General features: G+C 76.0%; 17 protein-coding genes. 9 read left to right on the top strand and 8 right to left on the bottom strand.

Features of this window, described 5'->3' with window-relative positions:
* Window positions 1-1,440: a sensor histidine kinase gene (locus ABD254_RS01475; RefSeq protein WP_344244923.1), complete on the top strand. Its 1,440-nt coding sequence runs from the start codon at window positions 1-3 to the stop codon at window positions 1,438-1,440.
* Complete coding sequence (locus ABD254_RS01470; RefSeq protein WP_425553605.1) at window positions 1,437-2,132, top strand: response regulator transcription factor; 696 nt, start codon at window positions 1,437-1,439, stop codon at window positions 2,130-2,132. Before ABD254_RS01475 ends, ABD254_RS01470 begins: the two co-directional genes overlap by 4 nt.
* A 62-nt stretch (window positions 2,133-2,194) precedes the next feature.
* On the opposite strand, the gene ABD254_RS01465 is transcribed toward ABD254_RS01470, so the two are convergent.
* Together ABD254_RS01465 and ABD254_RS01460 are read right to left on the bottom strand one after the other, a co-directional pair.
* Window positions 2,195-3,769, bottom strand: coding sequence for an ABC transporter permease (locus ABD254_RS01465; RefSeq protein ID WP_344244921.1), 1,575 nt, complete (start codon window positions 3,767-3,769; stop codon window positions 2,195-2,197).
* Between the two features lie 85 nt (window positions 3,770-3,854).
* Complete coding sequence (locus ABD254_RS01460) at window positions 3,855-4,745, bottom strand: ABC transporter ATP-binding protein (RefSeq protein WP_344244919.1); 891 nt, start codon at window positions 4,743-4,745, stop codon at window positions 3,855-3,857.
* Between the two features lie 98 nt (window positions 4,746-4,843).
* Between ABD254_RS01460 and ABD254_RS01455 the strand changes: the two genes are divergently transcribed.
* Both ABD254_RS01455 and ABD254_RS01450 read left to right on the top strand, forming a co-directional pair.
* The gene (locus tag ABD254_RS01455) at window positions 4,844-5,419 is read left to right on the top strand and encodes a TetR/AcrR family transcriptional regulator (RefSeq protein WP_344244917.1); all 576 of its coding nucleotides are present in this window, start codon (window positions 4,844-4,846) and stop codon (window positions 5,417-5,419) included.
* Window positions 5,420-5,627: 208 nt separating this feature from the next.
* Window positions 5,628-6,929: an acyltransferase family protein gene (locus ABD254_RS01450; protein WP_344244915.1), complete on the top strand. Its 1,302-nt coding sequence runs from the start codon at window positions 5,628-5,630 to the stop codon at window positions 6,927-6,929.
* Window positions 6,930-6,993: 64 nt separating this feature from the next.
* Here ABD254_RS01450 and ABD254_RS01445 read toward each other — a convergent pair whose 3' ends face one another.
* Window positions 6,994-7,812, bottom strand: a complete 819-nt coding sequence (locus ABD254_RS01445) for an RDD family protein (RefSeq protein WP_344244913.1) — start codon at window positions 7,810-7,812, stop codon at window positions 6,994-6,996.
* 87 nt (window positions 7,813-7,899) lie between these two features.
* Here ABD254_RS01445 and ABD254_RS01440 point away from each other — a divergent pair, with 87 nt between their 5' ends.
* Window positions 7,900-8,889 (top strand): stage II sporulation protein M, encoded by a 990-nt coding sequence (locus ABD254_RS01440; RefSeq protein ID WP_344244911.1) that lies wholly within the window; start codon window positions 7,900-7,902, stop codon window positions 8,887-8,889.
* A gap of 270 nt (window positions 8,890-9,159) precedes the next feature.
* Window positions 9,160-9,639, top strand: a complete 480-nt coding sequence (locus tag ABD254_RS01435) for a GIY-YIG nuclease family protein (protein ID WP_344244909.1) — start codon at window positions 9,160-9,162, stop codon at window positions 9,637-9,639.
* Between the two features lie 16 nt (window positions 9,640-9,655).
* Here the strand turns inward: ABD254_RS01435 and ABD254_RS01430 are convergent, their stop codons facing one another.
* From ABD254_RS01430 to ABD254_RS01410, 5 genes are all read right to left on the bottom strand, one after another.
* The gene (locus ABD254_RS01430; protein WP_344244907.1) at window positions 9,656-11,119 is read right to left on the bottom strand and encodes a DUF58 domain-containing protein; all 1,464 of its coding nucleotides are present in this window, start codon (window positions 11,117-11,119) and stop codon (window positions 9,656-9,658) included.
* Between the two features lie 37 nt (window positions 11,120-11,156).
* Entirely contained in the window at window positions 11,157-12,188 is a 1,032-nt protein-coding gene (locus tag ABD254_RS01425; RefSeq protein ID WP_425553620.1) for an AAA family ATPase, read from the bottom strand.
* Window positions 12,189-12,385: 197 nt separating this feature from the next.
* The gene (locus ABD254_RS01420) at window positions 12,386-13,678 is read right to left on the bottom strand and encodes a DUF4350 domain-containing protein (RefSeq protein WP_344244903.1); all 1,293 of its coding nucleotides are present in this window, start codon (window positions 13,676-13,678) and stop codon (window positions 12,386-12,388) included.
* The gene (locus ABD254_RS01415; protein WP_344244901.1) at window positions 13,675-14,376 is read right to left on the bottom strand and encodes a DUF4129 domain-containing protein; all 702 of its coding nucleotides are present in this window, start codon (window positions 14,374-14,376) and stop codon (window positions 13,675-13,677) included. The genes ABD254_RS01420 and ABD254_RS01415 overlap by 4 nt, the downstream gene beginning before the upstream one ends.
* Entirely contained in the window at window positions 14,373-15,557 is a 1,185-nt protein-coding gene (locus tag ABD254_RS01410) for a DUF7847 domain-containing protein (RefSeq protein ID WP_344244899.1), read from the bottom strand. The genes ABD254_RS01415 and ABD254_RS01410 overlap by 4 nt, the downstream gene beginning before the upstream one ends.
* Window positions 15,558-15,716: 159 nt before the next feature.
* On the opposite strand from ABD254_RS01410, the gene mtrA reads away from it, so the two are divergent.
* Genes mtrA through ABD254_RS01395 form a run of 3 tightly spaced genes read left to right on the top strand, consistent with a single transcriptional unit; the run spans window position 15,717 to window position 19,874 of the window.
* Window positions 15,717-16,397 (top strand): MtrAB system response regulator MtrA, encoded by a 681-nt coding sequence (gene mtrA, locus ABD254_RS01405; protein WP_344244897.1) that lies wholly within the window; start codon window positions 15,717-15,719, stop codon window positions 16,395-16,397.
* Window positions 16,384-18,162, top strand: coding sequence for an MtrAB system histidine kinase MtrB (mtrB, locus tag ABD254_RS01400; RefSeq protein WP_344244895.1), 1,779 nt, complete (start codon window positions 16,384-16,386; stop codon window positions 18,160-18,162). The genes mtrA and mtrB overlap by 14 nt, the downstream gene beginning before the upstream one ends.
* A complete protein-coding gene (locus ABD254_RS01395) occupies window positions 18,159-19,874 on the top strand; it encodes an LpqB family beta-propeller domain-containing protein (protein ID WP_344244893.1) in 1,716 nt (571 codons plus the stop codon). Before mtrB ends, ABD254_RS01395 begins: the two co-directional genes overlap by 4 nt.
* The last annotated feature ends 80 nt before the right edge of the window (window positions 19,875-19,954 follow it).

Genomic DNA, 19,954 nt, shown 5'->3' with positions numbered 1-19,954 from the left:
ATGACCAGCATGACCATGCCCTCCGCCGCCCCGAGGCTCCCCGGGGCGGGTTCGACGTCGCCGACCGCCGCGGGCACCGGCGTCGCCGCGCCGTTCCTCCTGGCCCCGTACGACCGGCGCACCTGGCAGGGGTACGGGTTCCTGTGGCTCGCGCTCCTGCTCGCCCCGTTCGCCCTCGCTTACGCGCTGTTCACGGTGTCGTTCATGGCGGGCGTCGCGGTGACGGTCGTGGGGCTCTTCGTCGCGGGCGGCGTCCTGCTCGGCGCCCGAGGGTGGGGCTCCATGTACCGGCGGATGGCCGTGCGGTGGCTGGGCGTGGAGATCGCCGAACCCGCGGCGCGGGCCCCGCGCCGCGGGTTCTGGCGGCGGCTGGGCAGCATGCTCGGCGACTCGACCGCGTGGCGCTCGCTGCTCTACATGGTCGTGACGTTCCCCCTGGCCATCGCCGGCTTCGTCGTGAGCACGACGTTCCTCGCCGTCGCCGCCGGCTTCATGACCCACTGGTTCTGGTCGCGCTGGCTGCCGCTGCAGCAGGCGAGCGACGGCACGTGGCACCGGGGCGCGTCGTTCGGCACCGACTGGTTCGTGGACACCCCGGCGCGCCATCTCCTGCTCGTCGCCGGGGGCATCGTCCTGCTGTACCTGTGGCCGCAGGTGCAGCGCCTGTTCCTCGGGCTGTTCCGGCTGCTGGCCACCGGGCTGCTCAGCCCGACGCGCGCCAGCCTGCGCGTCGCGTACGCCGAGCGGGCCCGCGCCGTGACCGTCGAGGACGCGGACGAGCGCCTGCGCCGCATCGAGCGCGACCTGCACGACGGCACCCAGGCGCACCTCGTGGCCGTCGCGATGCAGATCGGGGAGGCGCGCGAGCTCCTGCGCGACGACGCCGACGGCGTCGACACCGCGGAGCTCGCCGCGGTGCTGGAGACGGCGCACTCGAGCACCAAGGACACGCTCGCCGAGCTGCGGGAGCTCGCCCGCGGCATCCGGCCCCCGGCGCTCGACGCCGGGCTCGCCGTCGCCCTCGAGACCCTCGCCGCGCGCGCCGCGCTGCCCGTGCGGGTGCACGCCGTCGGGCTCGACGGTGCCGACCTGCCGCCCAGCGTGACCGCGATCTCCTACTTCGCCGTCGCGGAGCTGGTCGCCAACGCGACGAAGCACGCGCGCGCGACGGGCGTGGACGTCGTCGCCGGCGTCGAACCGGTCGCCGACGCGGCCACGGGCGCCGCCCTCACGGCCCTCGTGCTGCGGGTGCACGACGACGGGGTGGGCGGCGCCGCCGTGCGCGCCCCCGACGCCTCCGGCCGCGGGAGCGGGCTGGCCGGGCTCACCGACCGGCTCTCCGGCGTCGACGGCACGCTCCGGGTGGTCAGCCCGGCCGGAGGGCCTACGGTGATCACCGTGACGATCCCGCTGCCCGCCCCCGGGGGTGCACGCCGATGACCGCGCAGGACCCCGCCGCAGCCCTGCGCGTCGTCGTCGCCGAGGACTCCGCCATCCTGCGCGACGGTCTCGTCGCGCTCCTCGCCCGACGAGGTCACGACGTCGTCGCGGCGGTGGGCGACGGCGACGCGCTGGTGCGGGAGGTGACGACGCTCGCCGCCGCGGGCGCGCTGCCCGACGTCATCGTCGCGGACATCCGGATGCCGCCCTCGCACACCGACGAGGGGCTGCGCGCCGCCGAGGCCCTGCGGGCCGCCCACGCGGGGCTGCCCGTGCTGGTGTTCTCCCAGTGGGTCGAGACGCGATACGCGGCACGGCTGCTCGAGGGCGACCCGCGGGGCGTCGGCTACCTGCTCAAGGACCGGGTGGCGGACGTCGGCGAGTTCGTCGCCGCGCTGGGCCGGGTGGCCGCGGGGGAGACGGTGCTCGATCCGGAGGTGGTGCGCCAGCTCATGGGCGCCCACCGCACCCAGGACGACGGCGTCGCCCGGCTGACGCCCCGCGAGCGCGAGGTGCTCGAGCTCATGGCCGAGGGCCGCTCCAACGGCGCGATCGCCGAGACGCTGTTCCTGTCGTACGGCGCGGTCGAGAAGAACGTGGCGTCGATCTTCACCAAGCTCGACCTGCCGCAGGACTCCGCCGACCACCGGCGCGTGCGCGCGGTGCTGCGGTACCTCGACGTCGACGCCTGACTGCCTCCGCCGGTCGAGCCTGACGAGACCCGCCTTGGCTTCGACAAGCTCAACCACCGGCGTCAGCGGGGGACGTCGCGACGACGGAAGCCGGCGAGGCCGGCCGCCAGCAGCAGCGCGGCGACGCCGCAGACCACCAGCACCCCGGCGCCCGACGCCGGCTCGGTGGGCAGCCGCCCGATGGCGTGCAGCGGCGAGACCTGCAGCGCAGCGTCCGGGAGCTTCAGCGTCTCGCCGAGCATCTCGACGACGGCGACGTAGCCGAGCGCCGCCCACCGCAGGCCGGTGGCGCGCGGCGCGAGGCCGAACAGCGCGACGCCGAGCCCCGTCAGCGCGGCGACCGCCGGCAGGTAGTCCACGGTCGCCTCGAGGGTGCCGGCGGCGTCCCCGGTCGCCCCCGCGGTCACGGCCGCGAGCCCGGCGCCGCCGGCGAGCGCCACCAGCGCCCCGCCCGCGAGCGCGACGGCGGCGTGGGTGGCCAGCCAGCGCACGCGCGACACCGTGCGCGCCAGCACCGCCTCCAGCCGGCCGCCCGTCTCCTCGACGCGCACCCGACCCACCACCTGGGCCGCGGCGCCCAGCGCCATCAGCACGAGCAGGACCAGGGTGAACGACACGTACCAGCGCGTCGGGTCGCCCGCCGCGCCGGCGGAGAACGCGGCCTGCAGATCGGGGTTCGCGGCCACCACGTCGGCGACGTCGTCCGTGAACGCGCCGAAGACGGCGCCCACGAGCGCCGCGCCCGCCGCCCACGCGAGGAGCACGGGTCCGTGCTGGCGCAGGGCTAGGCCGAGCCCGCTGGCGAGCGCCCGGCCGGCGGTGGCCGGGCCCGGCCGGCTGGCCACGGCCGCGCTGCCGAGGTCGCGCCGTCCGACCAGGACCAGGCCGGCGGCGACCAGCGCCGCGGCGACCCCGAGCGCCAGCAGCAGCGGCCAGACGCGCGCGTCGTCGGCGAACGGGCGGGTCTCCTGCTGCCAGGCGAGCGGCGAGAGCCAGCGCCACCCGTTGTCCTTGACGTCACCGATCGCCCGGAAGACGTATGCCGCGCCGAGCACCACGATGCCGACGCCGACCACGCCCGCCGCCCGGCGCAGCAGCTGGCCGGCGAGCGTCGCGACGCCCGCGAAGACGAGCCCGAGCCCGGCGACCGACGCGCCGTACAGCGCGGCGTCGGCGGCCTCGACGCCGTAGGCGACGAGGGACACGGCCATCCCGAGCCCGACGAGCGCCAGCGCGCCGCCCGTGATCAGCAGTGCAGCGAGCCACGGCGCCCGCGAGCCCACCGCGCGCGAGCGCAGCAGCTCCAGGCGCCCGGTCTCCTCCGCGGCACGCGTGCCGCGCACGACCAGCATCAGGCCCATGAGGGGGATCGCGACCGCGGCGATGAACCCGAACTCGTTGGCCACGACGCCGCCGAGGGTGTCGGCGCCGTACGGCGTGCCGTTGATCGCGGCCATCGTGGGGTCGGAGCCGACAGTCGCCTCGTACGACGCGAGCTCCTCGGGGGAGCCGTACGTGGTGTCGATGGCGGCGACGGTCGCGGCGTAGGTCGCAACCACGCCGAGCACCCAGGCGAGCAGCACCACCCGCCCCGTGCGCAGCTGGAGGCGCAGCACGGAGTCGAGACCGGAGGTCACGTGGTTCCCCCTCTGCATGAACGCTGTGGTGCCTCGCTTCGGCACACCTCGTTCCTCGTCGTACCTCTGCGGGGGCTCCTCGCGTTCACGCCGACGCCCCGTCGTACTCGCTGAGGAACAGCTCGTCCAGGCTCGGCGGGCGCACCGTGAGGGACTCCAGACCGCCCTCGACCAGCGGCTTCAGCACCCGGTCCAGGTCGCCGGGGTCGACGGTGAAGGTGACGTCCTGCCCTGTCACCGCGACGTCGTGGAGGTCGAACACGCCGAGGTCCGGAGGTGCGGAACGGGTCACGGCGTGCACCCGGGTGCGCGCGAGCCCGCGCAGCTCGGCGACGGTGCCGGCGCGCACCGTGCGGCCGTGCCGGATGATCGTCACGGTCGAGCACAGCGCCTCGACCTCCGACAGGATGTGGCTGGACAGCAGGACGGTGGCGCCGTCGGCGGCCCGCTCGGCGACGCACTCGCGGAACACCTCCTCCATGAGGGGGTCGAGACCGGACGTCGGCTCGTCGAGCACCAGCAGGTCGGCCTGGGCGGCGAAGGCCGCCACGAGCGCGACCTTCTGCCGGTTGCCCTTGGAGTAGTCGCGCACGCGCTTGGTGGGGTCGAGGTCGAAGCGTTCGATCAACGTGCCCCTGCGCGTGCGGTCGAGCGGGGCGCCGGACGCTCCGAGCACGTCGACGCACTGCCCGCCCGTCAGGCCGGGCCACAGCGAGACGTCGCCCGGCACGTACGTGAGGTGCCGGTGCAGCCCGACCGCTCGGCGCCACGGGTCGGCGCCGAACAGCCGCACGTGCCCGCTCGAGGCGCGCACCATCCCGAGCAGGATGCGGATGGTGGTGGACTTGCCCGCCCCGTTCGGGCCGAGGAACCCGCGCACTTCGCCACGTTCGAGGGCAAGGTCCAGCCCGTCGAGGGCTCGGAACGACCCGAACGTCTTGACGAGACCCTGGACGTCGACGACCCGCTCCGACATCGTCCCGCTCCCTACTGTCAGTGACTGCCAATTGGCAGTCACCGTACGCTGGTCGGCGTGGGTCCGCACGGGCGGGCGTGCGGGACGGGGAGCGAAGCATGAACCTGCGGGAGCGGCGTCGCGCGGACACGATGCGCGCCGTGCAGCGGGTCGCCCTCGACCTGTTCGAGCGGCGCGGCTACGACGCGGTGTCGATCGCGCAGATCGCCGCCGAGGCGCAGGTCGCGGAGCGCACGGTCTACCGCCACTTCGGGACCAAGGAGATGCTCGTCGTCCACGACGAGCTCGACGCTGCCTTCATCGGCGACGTCGTGCGGCGCGCGACGACGGTCGGCGCGATCGCGGGCGTCCGGGAGGCGCTCGCCGCCGTCCCGCCCGAAGCCTGGCGCGGCGAGGGCGCGGAGGCCGGCGGGTGGCTGCGCAAGATGCGGCTGCTGCGCGCCACGCCGTCGTTGCACGCGACCTTCGAGCGCGCGACGTCCACGCTCGGGGATGCGCTGGGCGCGGCGGAGTCCGCAGCAGCCACGGGGCTGGCGCCGTACCCGGCGCGGGTGCGGGGGAGGGCCGTCGCCGCGATGCTCGCCGTCGCCGTCGACGCCTGGCTGGAGTCCGACGGCGAGGCCGACCTGCGTGACCTCGTCGCGCAGGGGATCGACGCGCTGACGACAGGCTGACCGAGCGCCCCGGCGATGTTGTGAGCATGATCTTGGCCCACTTCGGCAGTCCGAAGTGGGCCAAGATCATGCTCACAACATCCCGGGGGTTGTCCCCCGCGGCGATCCGGGGGAGGAGTCGCGCCGGCGGGGAGGCCAGGCCCATGTCGGGTGACGTCGCAGGTCACGAGGCTGGACGAGTCCCAGCCCCGAGACCGTGGAGCCCGTCATGGCCGTCGTCGCGCCAGCACCGCCCATCTCCCGTCCTGTCCCGCAGCCTGCCGCGCCGCCCGGCCGGCAGCCGGCGCCACCGCCCGCCGGGCGGCACGCCGTGGGCGACCCGCGATCGGCGGGCTCCGCGCCGTCGTCGGCCCGCGCGCCCCGCGACCCGTTCGTCGACGCCGTACGGGCGATCGGCACCCTGGGCGTCGTGCTGCTGCACTGGCTCATGGCGGAGGCCGCCCGGGACGGGACGACGCTGCGCGTCGGCAACGCCCTCGGCCACGGCGGCGCGTGGATCCTTACCTGGGCGCAGCCGCTGGCGCTGCTCTTCTTCGCGGCCGGCGCGTCCGCGGCCTACCAGCGGCTCGCCACGGTCACGGCCGGCCGCGGCTGGGGCGGGGTGTTCGTCGGCCGGTTCCGCGCGACCGCGCGGCCGGTCGGCGCGTTCGTCGCCGCGTGGGGCGTCGGGGTGGCCGCGCTGCTGGCGGCCGGCGTGCCCGACGACGCGGTGTGGCGGATGGCGCGCATGGCCCCGCAGCTCCTGTGGTTCCTCGCGGTGTGGGTGGCGCTCATGGCGCTGACCCCCGTGCTGCAGGCCGCCTGGCGCCGCTGGCGGTGGGGCGCGCTCGGCGTCGCGGTTGCGCTGCCGCTGGCCGTGGACGGGCTGCGGTTCGGCCTGCCTGGCGAGCCGACGGCTGTGCTGGCCTGGGCGAACGTGATCCTCGCCTGGGCGGCGCCGTTCCTCGCGGGCGTCGCGTACGCCACCGAGCGCGCGGCGGGCCGGCGGCCCGGGGCCGTGCGGGCGGCGCGGACGCGCGGGCACAGGGTCCCCGCGGCCGACGGCCGGGCCGGGCACCTGCTGCTCGCCGTCGGGGTCGTCGCCGGGCTCGCCGCGGCGGCGGCGCTGGTCGCCGTCGGGCCGTACCCGCCGAGCATGATCGGCCTGCCGGGCGACGAGATCTCGAACCTCGGCCCGCCGACGGCGCCCGTGGTGGCGCACGCGGTGGCGCTGGTGTGCGCGGCGCTGCTGGCCCGGGACGCGGTGGTGCGCCGGGCGTCGTCGCGCCGCGGCCGGCGCGTGGTCGCCTCCCTGGCCGGCCGGTCGATGACCGTCTACCTGTGGCACCTCACGGCGATGTTCACGGTCGTCGGGGTGGCGCTGCTCGGGCTCGGGCAGCAGCTCCCCGCGGCCTGGGGCGCCGACTGGTGGGCGTCGCGGCCCGTCTGGTTCGCGGCCTACCTGCTGGTGCTGCTGGTGCTCGTCCGGCTCTTCGGCCGGTTCGAGGACCGCCCCCGTCGGGTGCTGTGAGCATGAAAATGGCCCACTTTGGACGACCGAAGCGGGCCATTTTCATGCTCGCAGCACGGGTGGGTCAGGAGCGGGGGTCGGGGACGGCGTACGGCAGCCGGTGCAGCGTCTCGGCGCGCGCGTGCGCGCGCTCGTGCTCGGCGCGGCCGCGCGCCAGCTCGCGGTCGCGGCGCTCGTGCAGGACGGCCTGCAGGAACGCCTCGGCGGGCGTGCCCGGCGGGGGCCCCGGGGCGACGTACGGCTCGACGCGGCCGGCGAGCTCGTCCGCGAGGCCGGCGCGGGACACGGGCGCGAGGCGGGGCGCCCGGTCGAGGTACTGGCGGGCGGCAAGCGCGAGCCCGTCGGGCAGGCGGCGGATGTCGGCCCTCGCGGCCCACCCCGCGAGCTCCGGCGGCATCGCCAGCGGCGTCGACCAGCCGCGGCCGCCGCGCACCCGGATGACGTACGTGCCCGCGAGCAGGTCGCCGAGGCGCTTGCCCCGCGAGTTCGCCAGCGATGTGACGAGGGCGACGCTGCCGAACGTCAGCCACAGCTCGCCCACCCCGACCAGGGCGCGCGCGAACGCGTGCCGGAAGCGGACGGGCCCGCCGTCGTCGCGCACCACCCGCAGGCCGGCGGCGAGCTTGCCCAGGGAGCGGCCGCGAGTGAGCGTCTCGACCGTCACCGGCACCACGACCATCACGACCACCGACACGACGACGAACGCGACCCGCAGCCACTGGTCGTCCAGGGCGCCGAGCTGCCAGTACCCCACGAGGAACACGCCGAGCACGGCGATCCCCACGACCGCCAGGTCGAGCAGCGCCGCCAGCGACCTCGTCACGAACGACGCGGGGCGCGCGTCGAGGAGCACGCCCTCGCCGATGAGGATCCCGTCGTGCATGCGCCTCTCCCGTCCCGTGCACGTAGCGGTGCCCCGCCGGTGCACCGTGTCTCGTCGCGACCTGGCCCGTGTGGAAGGCTAGCGGCCGTGGACCTCGACGCCTTCACCGCCGTGCACAGCGACGAGTGGGACCGGCTGCACCGGCTCACCCGGAAGCGTCGGCTCGACGGTGCCGAGGCGGACGAGCTGGTGCGCCTCTACCAGGCGGTCGCCACGCACCTGTCCACCGTCCGGTCCGCCGCGCCCGACCCGGTGCTGGTCACCCGCCTGTCCGACCTGCTCACCCGCGCGCGGGTGCGGATCGGCGGCGCGCACGACCCGGCGTGGTCCGACGTCGCCCGGTTCGTCGTCGTCACCGTCCCTGCCGCCCTGTACCGCGTGCGGTGGTGGTCCCTCGGCGTGATCGTCGTGTGCCTGGCGATCGGCGTCGTCGCGGGCGTGCACGTCGCCACCGACCCGGCCGCCCTCGACGCGATGGGCCCGCCCGAGGATCGGGAGGCGTACGTCGAGGACGCGTTCGCGTCCTACTACGACCCGGGCGTCTCCTTCGCGACCATGGTCTGGACGAACAACGCGTGGATCGCGGCGCAGTGCGTCGGCCTCGGGATCACCGGCGTCTGGCCGGCGTGGGTGCTGCTGCAGAACGCCGTGTCCGTCGGAGCCACCGGCGGCATGATGGCCGCCTACGGCGAGCTGGACGTGTTCCTGCAGCTCATCGCGCCGCACGGGCTGCTCGAGCTCACCGCGGTCTTCGTCGCCGGCGCCGCAGGGCTCAAGATCTTCTGGACGTGGGTCGACCCGGGGCCGCGGCGTCGCACGGTGGCGCTCGCGCAGGAGGGACGCGCGCTGATCACGGTGGCGATCGGGCTCGCCGGGGCGCTCGCCGTCTCCGGCCTGATCGAGGGTTTCGTGACCGGCTCGACGCTGCCCTGGTGGCTCAAGATCGCCATCGGCGCGCTGGCGCTCGCGGGGTTCTGGGCGTACGTGCTGGTGCTCGGGCGCCGGGCTGCCGACGCGGGGTTCACCGGCGACCTGGACGCCGACCGCGCCGGCGAGGTCGTCCCGACCGCGGGCTGACGCCCCCACCCGCGCCGGTCGAGCCCTGCCCGTCGGTCGAGCTTGTCGAGACCGCCCGTCGGTCGAGCCTGTCGAGACCCGCCCGTCGGTCGAGCTTGTCGAGACCTGCCCGTCGGTCGAGCCCTGCCCGTCGGTCGAGCTTGTCGAGATCCGCCCGTCGGTCGAGCCTGTCGAGACGTTGAGGCTGTCCTCATGTGGTGACTGTCCCCGGAGGACCGCATCTAGCACCCGCGGCAATCGCGGCACGACCATGATGCCGCCATGGCCCACATGTACGTCCTCGAGTGCGCCGACGGCTCGTTCTACGTCGGCAGCACTATCGACCTCGACCGTCGAATCGCCCAGCACCAGTCGGGTGAGGGCGCTACGTACACGCGTCGACGCCGCCCGGTGCGCCTCGTCTACGCCGCCGAGTTCGATCGTGTCGACGAGGCCTATGCGTTCGAGAAGCAGGTTCAAGGGTGGTCGCGTGCCAAGCGGCGCGCGCTCATCGAGGGCCGGCTGAGCGACCTCGTGTCGCTCTCACGCAGCAGGTCGGGCCTTCCTGTCGAGCGGCGGCGCCAGCGTCGGGATAGACCGATGCCCCGATCGACGGGTGGGGTCTCGACAGGCTCGACCGACGTGGGGATCGACGGGTGGGGTCTCGACGGGCTCGACCGACGTGGGGGTCTCGACGGGCTCGACCGACGTGGGGGTCTCGACGGGCTCGACCGACGTGGGGGTCTCGACAGGCTCGACCGCAGGTCTTGACGGGGTTGCCCGGCGGTCAGAGGCGTCCGGCGGCCTTGAGGGCGAGGTAGGTGTCGGCGAGCCGCGGCGCCAGGTCGTCCGGCAGGGCCTCGACGACCTCCACGCCCTGCTGGCGCAGCACCGCGGAGACGGCCGAGCGCTCGAGGTCGGCGCGTGCCGCCGCGGCGGCGTCGTAGACGGCGGCCGACGACGCGCGGTCGGCGCGCAGCCGGGCCACGTCGGCGTCCGCGACGGAGGCGACCACCACCTGGTGCGCGTCGGTGAGCCGCCCGACGACGGGCAGCAGCCCGGTCTCGACGGAGGCGGGGTCCAGCGTCGTGAGCAGCACGACCAGCGCGCGCTGCGAGACGCGGGACCGCACCTGCCCCACGAGCCCGGGCCAGTCGGTCTCCAGCAGCGCCGGGGTGACGATGGCGAGCGCCTCGGCCAGGGCCGGCAGCAGCCGGGGCCCGGACGCGCCGGCGACCCGGGCGCGCAGCGCGCGGTCGTACGCGAGCACCTGGACGCGGTCGCCCGCACGGTCCGCGAGGGCCGCCAGCAGCAGCGCCGCCTCCACGCTCGCCTCGAGCCGGGTGCCCCCGACCGTGGACCCGTCCTCCGCGCCGGTCCCGCCCGCGCCGGTCCCGCCCGCGCCGGTCCCGCCCGCGCCGGTCCCGCCCGCGCCGGCCGGATCCTCCGGCGCCGGGTCGGCACCGGCGGCCGGGTCGGAGTCGCCGATCCGCGCCGCGGACGTCCGGCCGGTGTCGAGCACGACGACGACGCGGCGGTCGCGCTCCGGGCGCCAGGTGCGCACGACGACGTCGCCGCGCCGGGCGGTGGCCCGCCAGTCGATCGAGCGGACGTCGTCCCCGACGACGTACTCGCGCAGGGAGTCGAACTCGGTGCCCTCGCCGCGCACCTGGACGGCGGCCCGGCCGTCCATCTCGCGCAGCCGGGCCAGCCGCGAGGGCAGGTGGCGGCGGCTGGCGAACTCGGGCAGCACGCGGATCGACCCCGGGACGGGCAGCGACGCCTGCCGGGCGGCCAGGCCGAGCGGCCCGAAGGACCGGATCGTCACCGGGCCCGCCGGCCGGTCGCCCCGGCGGGTGGGTCGCAGCGGGGTGCGCAGCCGCGCCGACTCCCCGGGCGGCAGGTCGACGGCGTGCCTCGCCGACCGGGCGAGCACCGGACCGCCGGCCGTGCGGGCGGGGACGTCGATCACGAGGGACGGCGGCCACGCGTCGCGCACGACGGCGCGCAGCCGTCGCCGCGCGGCATTGGTCGCGACGAGCTCGGACCGCGTGGGCACACCGAGCCGCACGGCTCGCGGCACCGACCGCTGCAGCGCGACCTGGCGGGGCGACGCCGCCCACGCCACGTCGAGAACGCACGCCGCGATCACGACCAGGGCCCACAGCACGACTGTCCCCGGGGCCGGGAACAGCGCCACCGGGACGATGCCGAGCGCCGCCAGGGCGACGGCCCGCCAGGTCAGCGCCATCGTGCGATCCGTCCGCACGACCCGGTGTCGAGGGCGGTCATCGGGGGACCGGGACGGAGGCGAGCACCGACGACAGCACGCTCTCGGCCGTGACCCCCTCCAGCTCCGCCTCGGGCCGCAGCTGCACGCGGTGGCGCAGCGTGGGGTGGGCGAGCGCCTTGACGTCGTCCGGCGTCACGTAGGACCGCCCGGACAGCCAGGCCCAGGCGCGCGACGTCGCGAGCAGGGCCGTGGCGCCGCGGGGCGACACCCCCAGCGACAGGGACGGCGACTGCCGGGTCGCGCGGCACACGTCCACCGCGTAGCCGAGCACCTCGGGTGCGACCTGTACCCGCCGCACCTCGGCGCGGGCACGCGCGAGGACGTCCTCGCCGGCGACGGCGTGCACGCCCGCCGCGGCGAGGTCGCGCGGGTCGAACCCGGCGGCGTGGCGCGCGAGCACCTCGATCTCGTGGTCGCGGTCAGGGACGGGCAGCACCACCTTGAGCAGGAAGCGGTCGAGCTGCGCCTCGGGCAGCGGGTAGGTGCCCTCGTGCTCCACCGGGTTCTGCGTCGCGATCACGACGAACGGGCTCGGCAGCGGGCGCGGGACGCCGTCGACCGAGACCTGCCGCTCCTCCATCGCCTCGAGCAGGGAAGCCTGCGTCTTGGGGGGCGTGCGGTTGATCTCGTCGGCGAGCAGCAGGTTCGTGAAGACCGGGCCCTCGCGGAACGAGAACTCGGCCGTGCGGGCGTCGTAGACCAGGGAGCCCGTGACGTCGCCGGGCATGAGGTCGGGCGTGAACTGCACCCGCTTCGTGGCCAGGTCGAGCGACGCGCCCAGTGCCCGCACCAGGAGCGTCTTGGCCACGCCCGGCACGCCCTCCAGCAGCACGTGGCCCGAGCACAGCAGCGCGATGAGCAGGCTCGTCACGGCGGAGTCCTGCCCGACGACGGCCTTGCCCACCTCGCCGCGCACGCCCGCCAGAGCCGTGCGCAGCTCGCGGGACGGAGCGGTGACGTCGGCCGGGCCGGCGCCGTCCCGAGCCGGTCGAAGGGTCGGGCCCTCGCCGGTCGGACCCGTCGACATCCGGGTCTCGGCGGGCTCGACCGGCTCGACAGGTTCGACGGGCGGTGCAGGTGCGGCGTCGGTCGCGGGCTCGACCGGCGCGGTGCCGGGCGGGGGCGGCGTGGCCCTGTCGGGCTCGGCCGCGGGGGTGGCCACGGCAGGCACGGCAGGGCGGTAGGGCTCGGCCGGCCGGGCAGCCGGGGTGTCGTCGGGGGTCGTCACGATCGGTGGACCTCGCTCTCGAGGGTGTCGAGCCGACGGGCGAGCGCGGCGAGCGCGTCGTCGTCGGCGGGTGGGGGACCGTACAGCAGGTCGGCGATCTCGCGGGCAGTGCGGCCGGTGGCGCGCCCGACGGCGTCGGTGAGGGCGGTCGGGTCGGCGGACCGGGCCAGGCCGAGCCGCCGTGCGAGGCGATCCGCTGTCGCGGCCCGCAGCCCGGCTGCGGCGTGGCCGGCGGAGCGCGATCGCCGGTACAGCCGCCCGCGTCCCCGCGTGGTCTCGGAGGCACGCACCACCACCGGCAGCTCCTCGGGCACGACCGGGCCGAGCCGACGGACGCGCCACACGGCCGCGACGACGGCGACGAGCAGCGCCCACAGCCCGACGACGCCCGCCCAGGACGGGAGCACGGAGCCCGTCGGCGCCGAGGCCTCGTCGCCCGAGGTCGTGACGTCGAGCGGGTCCTGCACGAGCCACACCAGCCGGTCGTGGGTGCCGAGCAGCCAGAGCGCGAGCGCGGCGTCGCCGTCGTCCAGCACCGTGTCGTTGCGCAGGAAGGACGGGTCGTCGACCAGGGTCACGTCCCGGGCTTCCCCGGCGGCGTCGTCGCCGTCCGCGCCGCCGGAGGCCGGGGGCAGGGCGAGGTGCGCGAGGGACGCGCCGTCGCCGGCGGGCCAGCACCTCGTGACGTCGTGCCCGGAGCCTGGCACGACCTGCAGGCCCGTCGAGAGCCGCAGGTCGCCCGCCGCACGGGCCGCGGGCAGGTCGCACCGGGGTGCGAAGGGCTCCGGCGGGAGGGACGCCGGGGCGCGGCCGACGGCGCCGTCGGAGACCGCGCGGACCAGCGGGTCGTCGCCGCCCGCGACGACGAGGTCGGCCCCGGAGCCGGCGAGGGCGTCCGCCTGCTCGGGCAGCAGGAACGGGGCGGGCGTGACGAGCAGGGTGGTCCCGGGGCCCGCCGCGGCGAGCGCGTCTCCCACTCGCGTGACGTACCGGACGTCGACGCCCTGGCGCCCGAGCACCTCGGCGAGCGCGCGCGCCCCGGCCGGACCGGGGTTGTCCGGCGCGTACGGGGTGGTCGACGTGGCGGGCCGCGAGACCGCGAGCACCGCGACCACCAGGGCGAGGAGCGCGAGCACCAGCGCGGCCCAGCGTGCGCGCCGCCAGCGCCCGGCCGCCCGGGTGCGCCCGGTGGTGCCGTCGCCGATCACGGGCGCGGCGCCGGGGCGCGCGTCGGGTTCGGCGGGCGCGGCGCGCGGGGGGCTCGTGGGGCCCGAGGTGCCGACGGTCATGGGGCCCACCCCCGGCCGGACGTCGCCGCCGCGGCGGGCCGCAGGGGACGCAGGGCGGCGACCCGCGCGTCGAGCTCGCGCATCGCGGCGTCGTCGCCGGGCGTGGCGGGCAGCGTGCCGTAGCAGACGTCGTCGAACAGGCGGGCGGCGTCGTGCAGTGAGGCCTCGACGGACGGCAGCCGGGCGCCCGCGGCCGCGGCGGCCTCCTGGGCCGTGCGTCCCGGTCGCTCCTGGAGCACCACGCGCTCCTCGAGGGAGCGCACGACCGCGCGGAACCGGTCGAGCACCGCGGCGGCCCAGTCGTCGCGGGCGGCGGCCGCGTCGGCGGCGGCACGCAGCTCGGCGGCGGTGCGCGCGTCGTCCCCCAGCACGGCGACCGACGGGCGGGAGCGGCGCGAGACCCGGACGGGCCCGGCGACCCGCCACGCGACCAGGGCGACCACGGCGACGACCGCCACCAGCAGGACGGCCAGCGGCAGGCGGCCCGCGTCGAAGCCGGGCAGGCCGTCGAAGAGGCCGGCGAACCACCCCCACAGACGCTCCAGCAGTGACGGGGACTGCGCGTACTCCGGCCGGGACAGCTCCTCCAGCAGCCAGCGGTGCGCGGTCTCGCGGTCGGGCTCCACGGGCGCGGCTGCGGGCACGGCCGACGCGAGGACCGCGAGCGCGGACCCGGCCGGCCCCTGCAGGGCTGTCACCGCCCGGTGCCGTGCGGGTCGGCGGTCTGCGCCGCCGCGGCCGCGAGCTGCACGTCGAGCCCCTCGCGGCGCATGCGCACGTCGACGTACAGCAGCGCGACGACGGAGGAGAGGAAGATCGTGGTGATCGCCGTCGACACCACCATGGACGCCACCAGCAGGGCGACGGTGCCGAACGTGGCGCCCGCGGCCCCGGACGTGCTCAGGAACCCGGACGCGAGCTGGATCGGGTACGAGACGATGCTCGCGGCGACGTTCACGATGATCGTCGCGAGCAGGTAGATCCCGAAGAGGCGCCAGAACGAGCCGCGGGTGAGCCGCCACGCGCGGGCGACCGTGCTGCCGAGCCCGCGGCCCTCCAGCGCGAGCGCGGGGGCGACGAGCCCCACGCGGACGCCGAGCCACACCAGCCCGGCCACCAGGGCCGCGATGAGGAGCACGACGACGACCACGGCGGCGCCCGGCGACTGCTCGGCGAGGCCCGCCACGGCGAGCACCAGCACGACGCTCCAGGCCGCGACCAGCACCGCGGCGCCCAGCGTGCGCAGCAGCGTCCACCCGATGAGCACCCAGACGCGCGGGCGGACGCGGGTCCAGACCTCCCCGACCGTGAGCTTGCGCCCGATGACCGACTGGCTGACCGAGACGGTGAGGACGCCCTCGACCACCGGCGTCGCGAGCAGCACGGTCACGAGGGAGCCGAGCGACGTGGCGACGAGCTGCGCGTAGAGCGTGTCCATGCCGGCGAGCGTCGGCTCCTGGGCGACCAGCGAGCCGAACGTGGCCGCGAGCTGCGGCACGAGCAGCTGTCCGACCAGCACGCCCAGCACGGTGGCGACGAGCAGGACGAGCGTGGCGACGCCGAGCATCACCCCCGGGTTGTGGCGGATCGCGGTGAACGCGCCGTCGTAGATCTCGCCGAGCGACAGGGGACGCAGCGGCACGATGCCGGGCTTGCCGGCCGGCGGCCCGTACGGCGAGCCGTAGGGGCTGGGCCCGCCCTGCCCGTGCGGACCCGAGCCGTACTGCCCGGAGCCGTACTGACCCTGCCCGTACTGGCCCCCGGGCCCGCCCGGGGGCGGGCCGCCGGGCGCGGCACCCGGCACGCGCTGGCCGTACCGGGGCGGCTCGGGGGCGTCGCCCCAGCCGGACGGCGGGGCGGGCTGGTCGGGCGTGGACATCGCGGCCTCCCGGGCTGCAGGGCGGTCGGTGGGCCCGGGCACGGGTCGTGAGCCGGGCGGCGGCACCGGCGGGACGTCGCGGTCCACCGGTGGCACGACCCTAGTACGCGCGTGCGACGCGTCCCACGTGGGTATCCGCGCACCTGGCATCATGACCCCATGAAGTCCCGTGTCCTGGTGGTCGACGACGACACCGCCCTGTCCGAGATGATCGGCATCGTCCTGCGTTCCGAGGGGTTCGATCCGGCGTTCTGCTCGGACGGCGACGGTGCGCTCGCGGCGTTCCGCGACGAGCAGCCCGACCTGGTGCTGCTCGACCTCATGCTCCCCGGCAAGGACGGCATCGAGGTCGCGCGCGAGATCCGCGGCGAGTCGGGCGTGCCCATCATCATGCTCACCGCCAAGACCGACACGGTGGACGTGGTGCTGGGCCTGGAGTCCGGCGCCGACGACTACGTGACGAAGCCCTTCAAGCCGAAGGAGCTCGTGGCCCGCATCCGGGCGCGGCTGCGCGACACGGACGAGCCCGGCCCGGAGCGGCTGCGCGTCGGCGACGTCGAGATCGACGTCACCGGGCACAGCGTCGTGCGCGACGGGGCGCGCATCAGCCTCACCCCGCTCGAGTTCGACCTCCTCGTCGCGCTCGCCCGCAAGCCCTGGCAGGTGTTCACCCGCGAGGTGCTGCTGGAGAAGGTGTGGGGCTACCGGCACAGCGCCGACACCCGCCTGGTCAACGTGCACGTGCAGCGCCTGCGGTCGAAGGTCGAGCGCGACCCCGAGAACCCGTCGGTCGTGCTGACGGTCCGGGGCGTGGGTTACAAGGCCGGTGCCCCCCGCTGAGACGGCCGTGGACCGCGTCCGCCGCGTGTGGCGGCGGGCGCGGGTCGCGGTCGTCGTGCGCTCGCGCGCCCTCGCGCGCCGGTGGCGTGCCTCCCTGCAGCTGCGGGTCGTGACGTCGGCCCTGGCCCTGGGCGTCGTGGCGGTCGCGCTCCTCGGGCTGTACCTGTCGCTCTCGATCCGGGACGGGCTGTTCGAGCAGCGGGTCGACCGCATCGAGCAGGAGAACGCCGCGATGACCGAGCAGGTGCGCGGCACGCTCGAGGTGTCGCCCGCCACGACCACGTCCGAGCTGCAGACCCTGCTCAACACGGTCGTGGTGACGCTGGCCGCCGGGGCGTCCAGCGCCCAGGACTTCCTGCTGCTCGGCACTCCCGGCCTGACGGTGCGACCGCTGGAGCCGGCCACGGAGCCGGAGCTGCGGAGCCTGATCAGCCCGGAGCTGCGCGCCGCGACGGTCTCCTCGGGCGGGCAGGTGCTGCAGTCCGTGCTCATCCCCGCCGAGTACGCGGACTCCGACCTGGCGGAGCCCGGGGTGGTCGTCGGGTCGACGGTCGAGGTCCCCACGATCGGCACCTACGAGCTGTACGCGATCTACTCGCTCCAGGCGGAGCAGGAGACGCTCGCGTTCGTGCAGCGGATCCTCGCGATCGGCGCGCTCGCGATCCTCGCCCTCCTCGGCGTGATCACCTGGGTGGTGACCCTGCAGACCGTGGCGCCGGTGCGCCGCGCGGCCACCGTCGCGGCCCGGCTGGCCGACGGGCACCTGGACGAGCGGATGGCGGGCAGCAAGGGGCACGACGAGATGGCGACCCTCGCGCGCACCTTCAACGAGATGGCGGCCAACCTCGAGGACCAGATCGCCCGCATGGAGGAGCTCTCGGCCGCCCAGCGCCGGTTCGTCTCCGACGTCTCGCACGAGCTGCGCACCCCCCTGACGACCATCCGGATGGCGGGCGACGTCATCCACGCCTCCCGGGAGGACCTCGACCCCGCCGCGGGGCGGTCGGCCGAGCTCCTCGTCACGCAGCTCGACCGCTTCGAGTCGCTGCTGACCGACCTGCTCGAGATCAGCCGGTTCGACGCCGGCGCGGCCGTGCTCGACGCCGAGCAGCGCGACCTGCGCGACCTCGTGGCGGGCGTCGTCGAGTCGGCGATGCCGCTCGCGGAGTCCAAGAACGTGTTCCTGTCGGTCACGCTGCCCGAGGACCCGGCGACCGCCGACGTCGACCAGCGCCGCGTCGAGCGCGTCGTGCGCAACCTGGTGATCAACGCGCTGGAGCACGCGGAGGGCAAGCCCGTGGAAGTGACCGTCGCCGCCGACCCGAGCGCGGTGGCGGTCGTCGTGCGCGACCACGGCGTCGGCCTCACCACCGAGCAGCTGCACCGGGTCTTCGACCGGTTCTGGCGCGCCGACCCCGCCCGGGCGCGCACCACCGGCGGCACGGGCCTCGGCCTGGCGATCTCGCTCGAGGACGCCCGGCTGCACGCGGGCTGGCTGGAGGCGTGGGGCAGGACGGGCGAGGGCGCGAGCTTCCGCCTCACGCTGCCGCGCCGCGCCGGCATCCGGCTGGAGCGTTCGCCGGTGCCGCTGACCGGCCCCTCGCGGGGCGTGACGTCCCTGCCGACCGGCCAGATCCCGGTGGTCAACCCGCCGACGGGCCCGACCCCGACGTCGATCCCCGACCTGGCGGCCACCGACCTCCCCGTCGTCCCGTACGACGGCGAGGCGGTGGCGGACGACGTGCGCGAGAAGGAGCCGCGATGAGCCTCGACCGACGTCTCGCCACACCGGCGCTGACGACCCTGCTTGTCGTGCTGATCGGCCTGGTGACGGGCTGCGCCCGCATCCCGACCGACGGTGCCGTCCGCGACGGGACCACCGAGCTGGAGCAGGCGAGCGAGATCGGGTTCATCCCGGCCGGCCCGACCCCCGGCGCGTCGCCCGACGCGATCGTCCAGGGGTTCCTCACCAACGCGCAGGCCGGGCCGACCTCCGCCGCGTCGTTCGCCGCGGCGCAGGAGTACCTCACGCCGGCCGCCTGGCGCGCCTGGGACCGCTACGTGCGCGTCCTGGTGCTCGACGGCGACCCCCAGCTCGTCCCCGAGGACCTGGAGGAGGGCGCCACCTCGACGACCGTCACGGGGTCGGCGGTCGTGGTCGCGACCGTCGACGAGCGCGGCGTCTACACCGAGGAGACCGACCCGAGCACGGTCCCGGTGACGTTCGCGCTGACGAAGCGCGCGGACGGGGAGTGGCGCATCTCGCAGCTCGAGAACGGGCTGATGATCACGACCGGCTTCTTCAGCCAGGCGTTCCACCTGACCCGGCTCTACTTCCCGACGCCCGATCTCGCCTGGTGGGTCCCGGACGTGCGCTGGTTCCCCCGCCAGACCTGGCGGACCGACGCGACGAGCGAGATCCTCGCGGGCCCGCCGGAGTGGCTCGCCGACTCCACCACCACCGTGATCCCCGAGGGCACGAGCCTCGCGATCGACGCGGTGACGGTGACCGACGACGGCACGATCGACGTCAGCCTGACCTCCACGATCACCCAGGCCACGGCCGACCAGCGCGCCCTCGCTGTCGCGCAGCTGGAGGCCACGCTCGTCGAGGGCGAGGGCCGCGACGTGGAGCTCTCCGACGGCACGTCGCCGCTGCCCGTGCCCGACAATGCGGTGATCTCGACGCCGCAGACCCGTGGCGACGCGCTCGCCGTGTCCGACGGCGCGCTGTACCGGGTCGTCGGCCAGTCGCTCGTCGACCTCGAGGACGCCCCGTCGCTCGACGGGCTCGACCCGACGGCGCTCGCGACCGGACCAGGGGACCGCCCGATCGTGGTGCGCGACGGCTCGGACCGGATCCTGCGGCTGTCGGGGACCGGGGTACCGGACGTCGTGATGACGGGCCGGGACCTCGTGCCGCCGTCGGTGGACCGCTTCGAGTCGGTGTGGAGCGCCCGCGGCAACACGCTGCTCGTGGGGCTCGCCTCCGGCGGGGTGCAGACGCTCGACGTCGACTGGCTGGACACCCGCACCGTGCGGTCCGTGCGGGTGTCGCCGGAGGGGGCGCGGGTCGCCATCGTGAGCTCGGGGCCCAGCGGCCGGCTCGTGCACGTGGCCGGCATCCAGCGCGACGCCGACAGCGTCCCGACGGGGCTGTCCACGCCGGTGCAGGTCGGGGCCTCGGTGGACCAGGTGGACGTCGCGGTGTGGCAGGAGGACACCGTCCTCGCGCTCATCGGGGCCGAGCAGGACGGCGACCGGGCGGTCTTCGTCGCCGGGGTCGGCGGCCAGGCGGGCACGGGAGGCCTCGCGCGGGTGCTGACGGGCGTCACCGAGCCGACCTGGGTCACCGCGTCCGTCGGCTCCGGGGCGATGCTGGTGCTAGACGGCGACGACACGCTCCACGCGCGGCAGACCTCGTCGCTGTGGCCCCCGGTGGCCGAGGGCGTCGACCTGGTCGCGTACCCGGGCTGACGGACCGGGGCTGACGCACCCGGGCGTCGTCGCGACCCGCGCGGTCGCGGCGAGCCCGTCCCCAGCCGGGCGCCGCGCGC

The organism is Isoptericola hypogeus, assembly GCF_039531145.1.
GTDB classification, from domain to species: domain Bacteria; phylum Actinomycetota; class Actinomycetes; order Actinomycetales; family Cellulomonadaceae; genus Isoptericola; species Isoptericola hypogeus.
This window is presented reverse-complemented; position numbering and strand designations above follow the sequence as displayed.

What these genes read in the sequence shown, in the direction of transcription:
- ABD254_RS01435 (WP_344244909.1), top strand. Translation starts at nt 9,160, where the DNA reads ATGTACGTCCTCGAGTGCGCCGACGGCTCGTTCTACGTCGGCAGCACT.
- ABD254_RS01430 (WP_344244907.1), bottom strand. Translation starts at nt 11,119, where the DNA reads ATGGCGCTGACCTGGCGGGCCGTCGCCCTGGCGGCGCTCGGCATCGTC.
- ABD254_RS01475 (WP_344244923.1), top strand. Translation starts at nt 1, where the DNA reads ATGACCAGCATGACCATGCCCTCCGCCGCCCCGAGGCTCCCCGGGGCG.
- mtrA (WP_344244897.1), top strand. Translation starts at nt 15,717, where the DNA reads ATGAAGTCCCGTGTCCTGGTGGTCGACGACGACACCGCCCTGTCCGAG.
- ABD254_RS01455 (WP_344244917.1), top strand. Translation starts at nt 4,844, where the DNA reads ATGAACCTGCGGGAGCGGCGTCGCGCGGACACGATGCGCGCCGTGCAG.
- ABD254_RS01420 (WP_344244903.1), bottom strand. Translation starts at nt 13,678, where the DNA reads ATGACCGTCGGCACCTCGGGCCCCACGAGCCCCCCGCGCGCCGCGCCC.
- ABD254_RS01445 (WP_344244913.1), bottom strand. Translation starts at nt 7,812, where the DNA reads ATGCACGACGGGATCCTCATCGGCGAGGGCGTGCTCCTCGACGCGCGC.
- ABD254_RS01395 (WP_344244893.1), top strand. Translation starts at nt 18,159, where the DNA reads ATGAGCCTCGACCGACGTCTCGCCACACCGGCGCTGACGACCCTGCTT.
- ABD254_RS01425 (WP_425553620.1), bottom strand. Translation starts at nt 12,188, where the DNA reads ATGTCGACGGGTCCGACCGGCGAGGGCCCGACCCTTCGACCGGCTCGG.
- ABD254_RS01410 (WP_344244899.1), bottom strand. Translation starts at nt 15,557, where the DNA reads ATGTCCACGCCCGACCAGCCCGCCCCGCCGTCCGGCTGGGGCGACGCC.
- ABD254_RS01450 (WP_344244915.1), top strand. Translation starts at nt 5,628, where the DNA reads ATGGCCGTCGTCGCGCCAGCACCGCCCATCTCCCGTCCTGTCCCGCAG.
- ABD254_RS01460 (WP_344244919.1), bottom strand. Translation starts at nt 4,745, where the DNA reads ATGTCGGAGCGGGTCGTCGACGTCCAGGGTCTCGTCAAGACGTTCGGG.
- ABD254_RS01470 (WP_425553605.1), top strand. Translation starts at nt 1,437, where the DNA reads ATGACCGCGCAGGACCCCGCCGCAGCCCTGCGCGTCGTCGTCGCCGAG.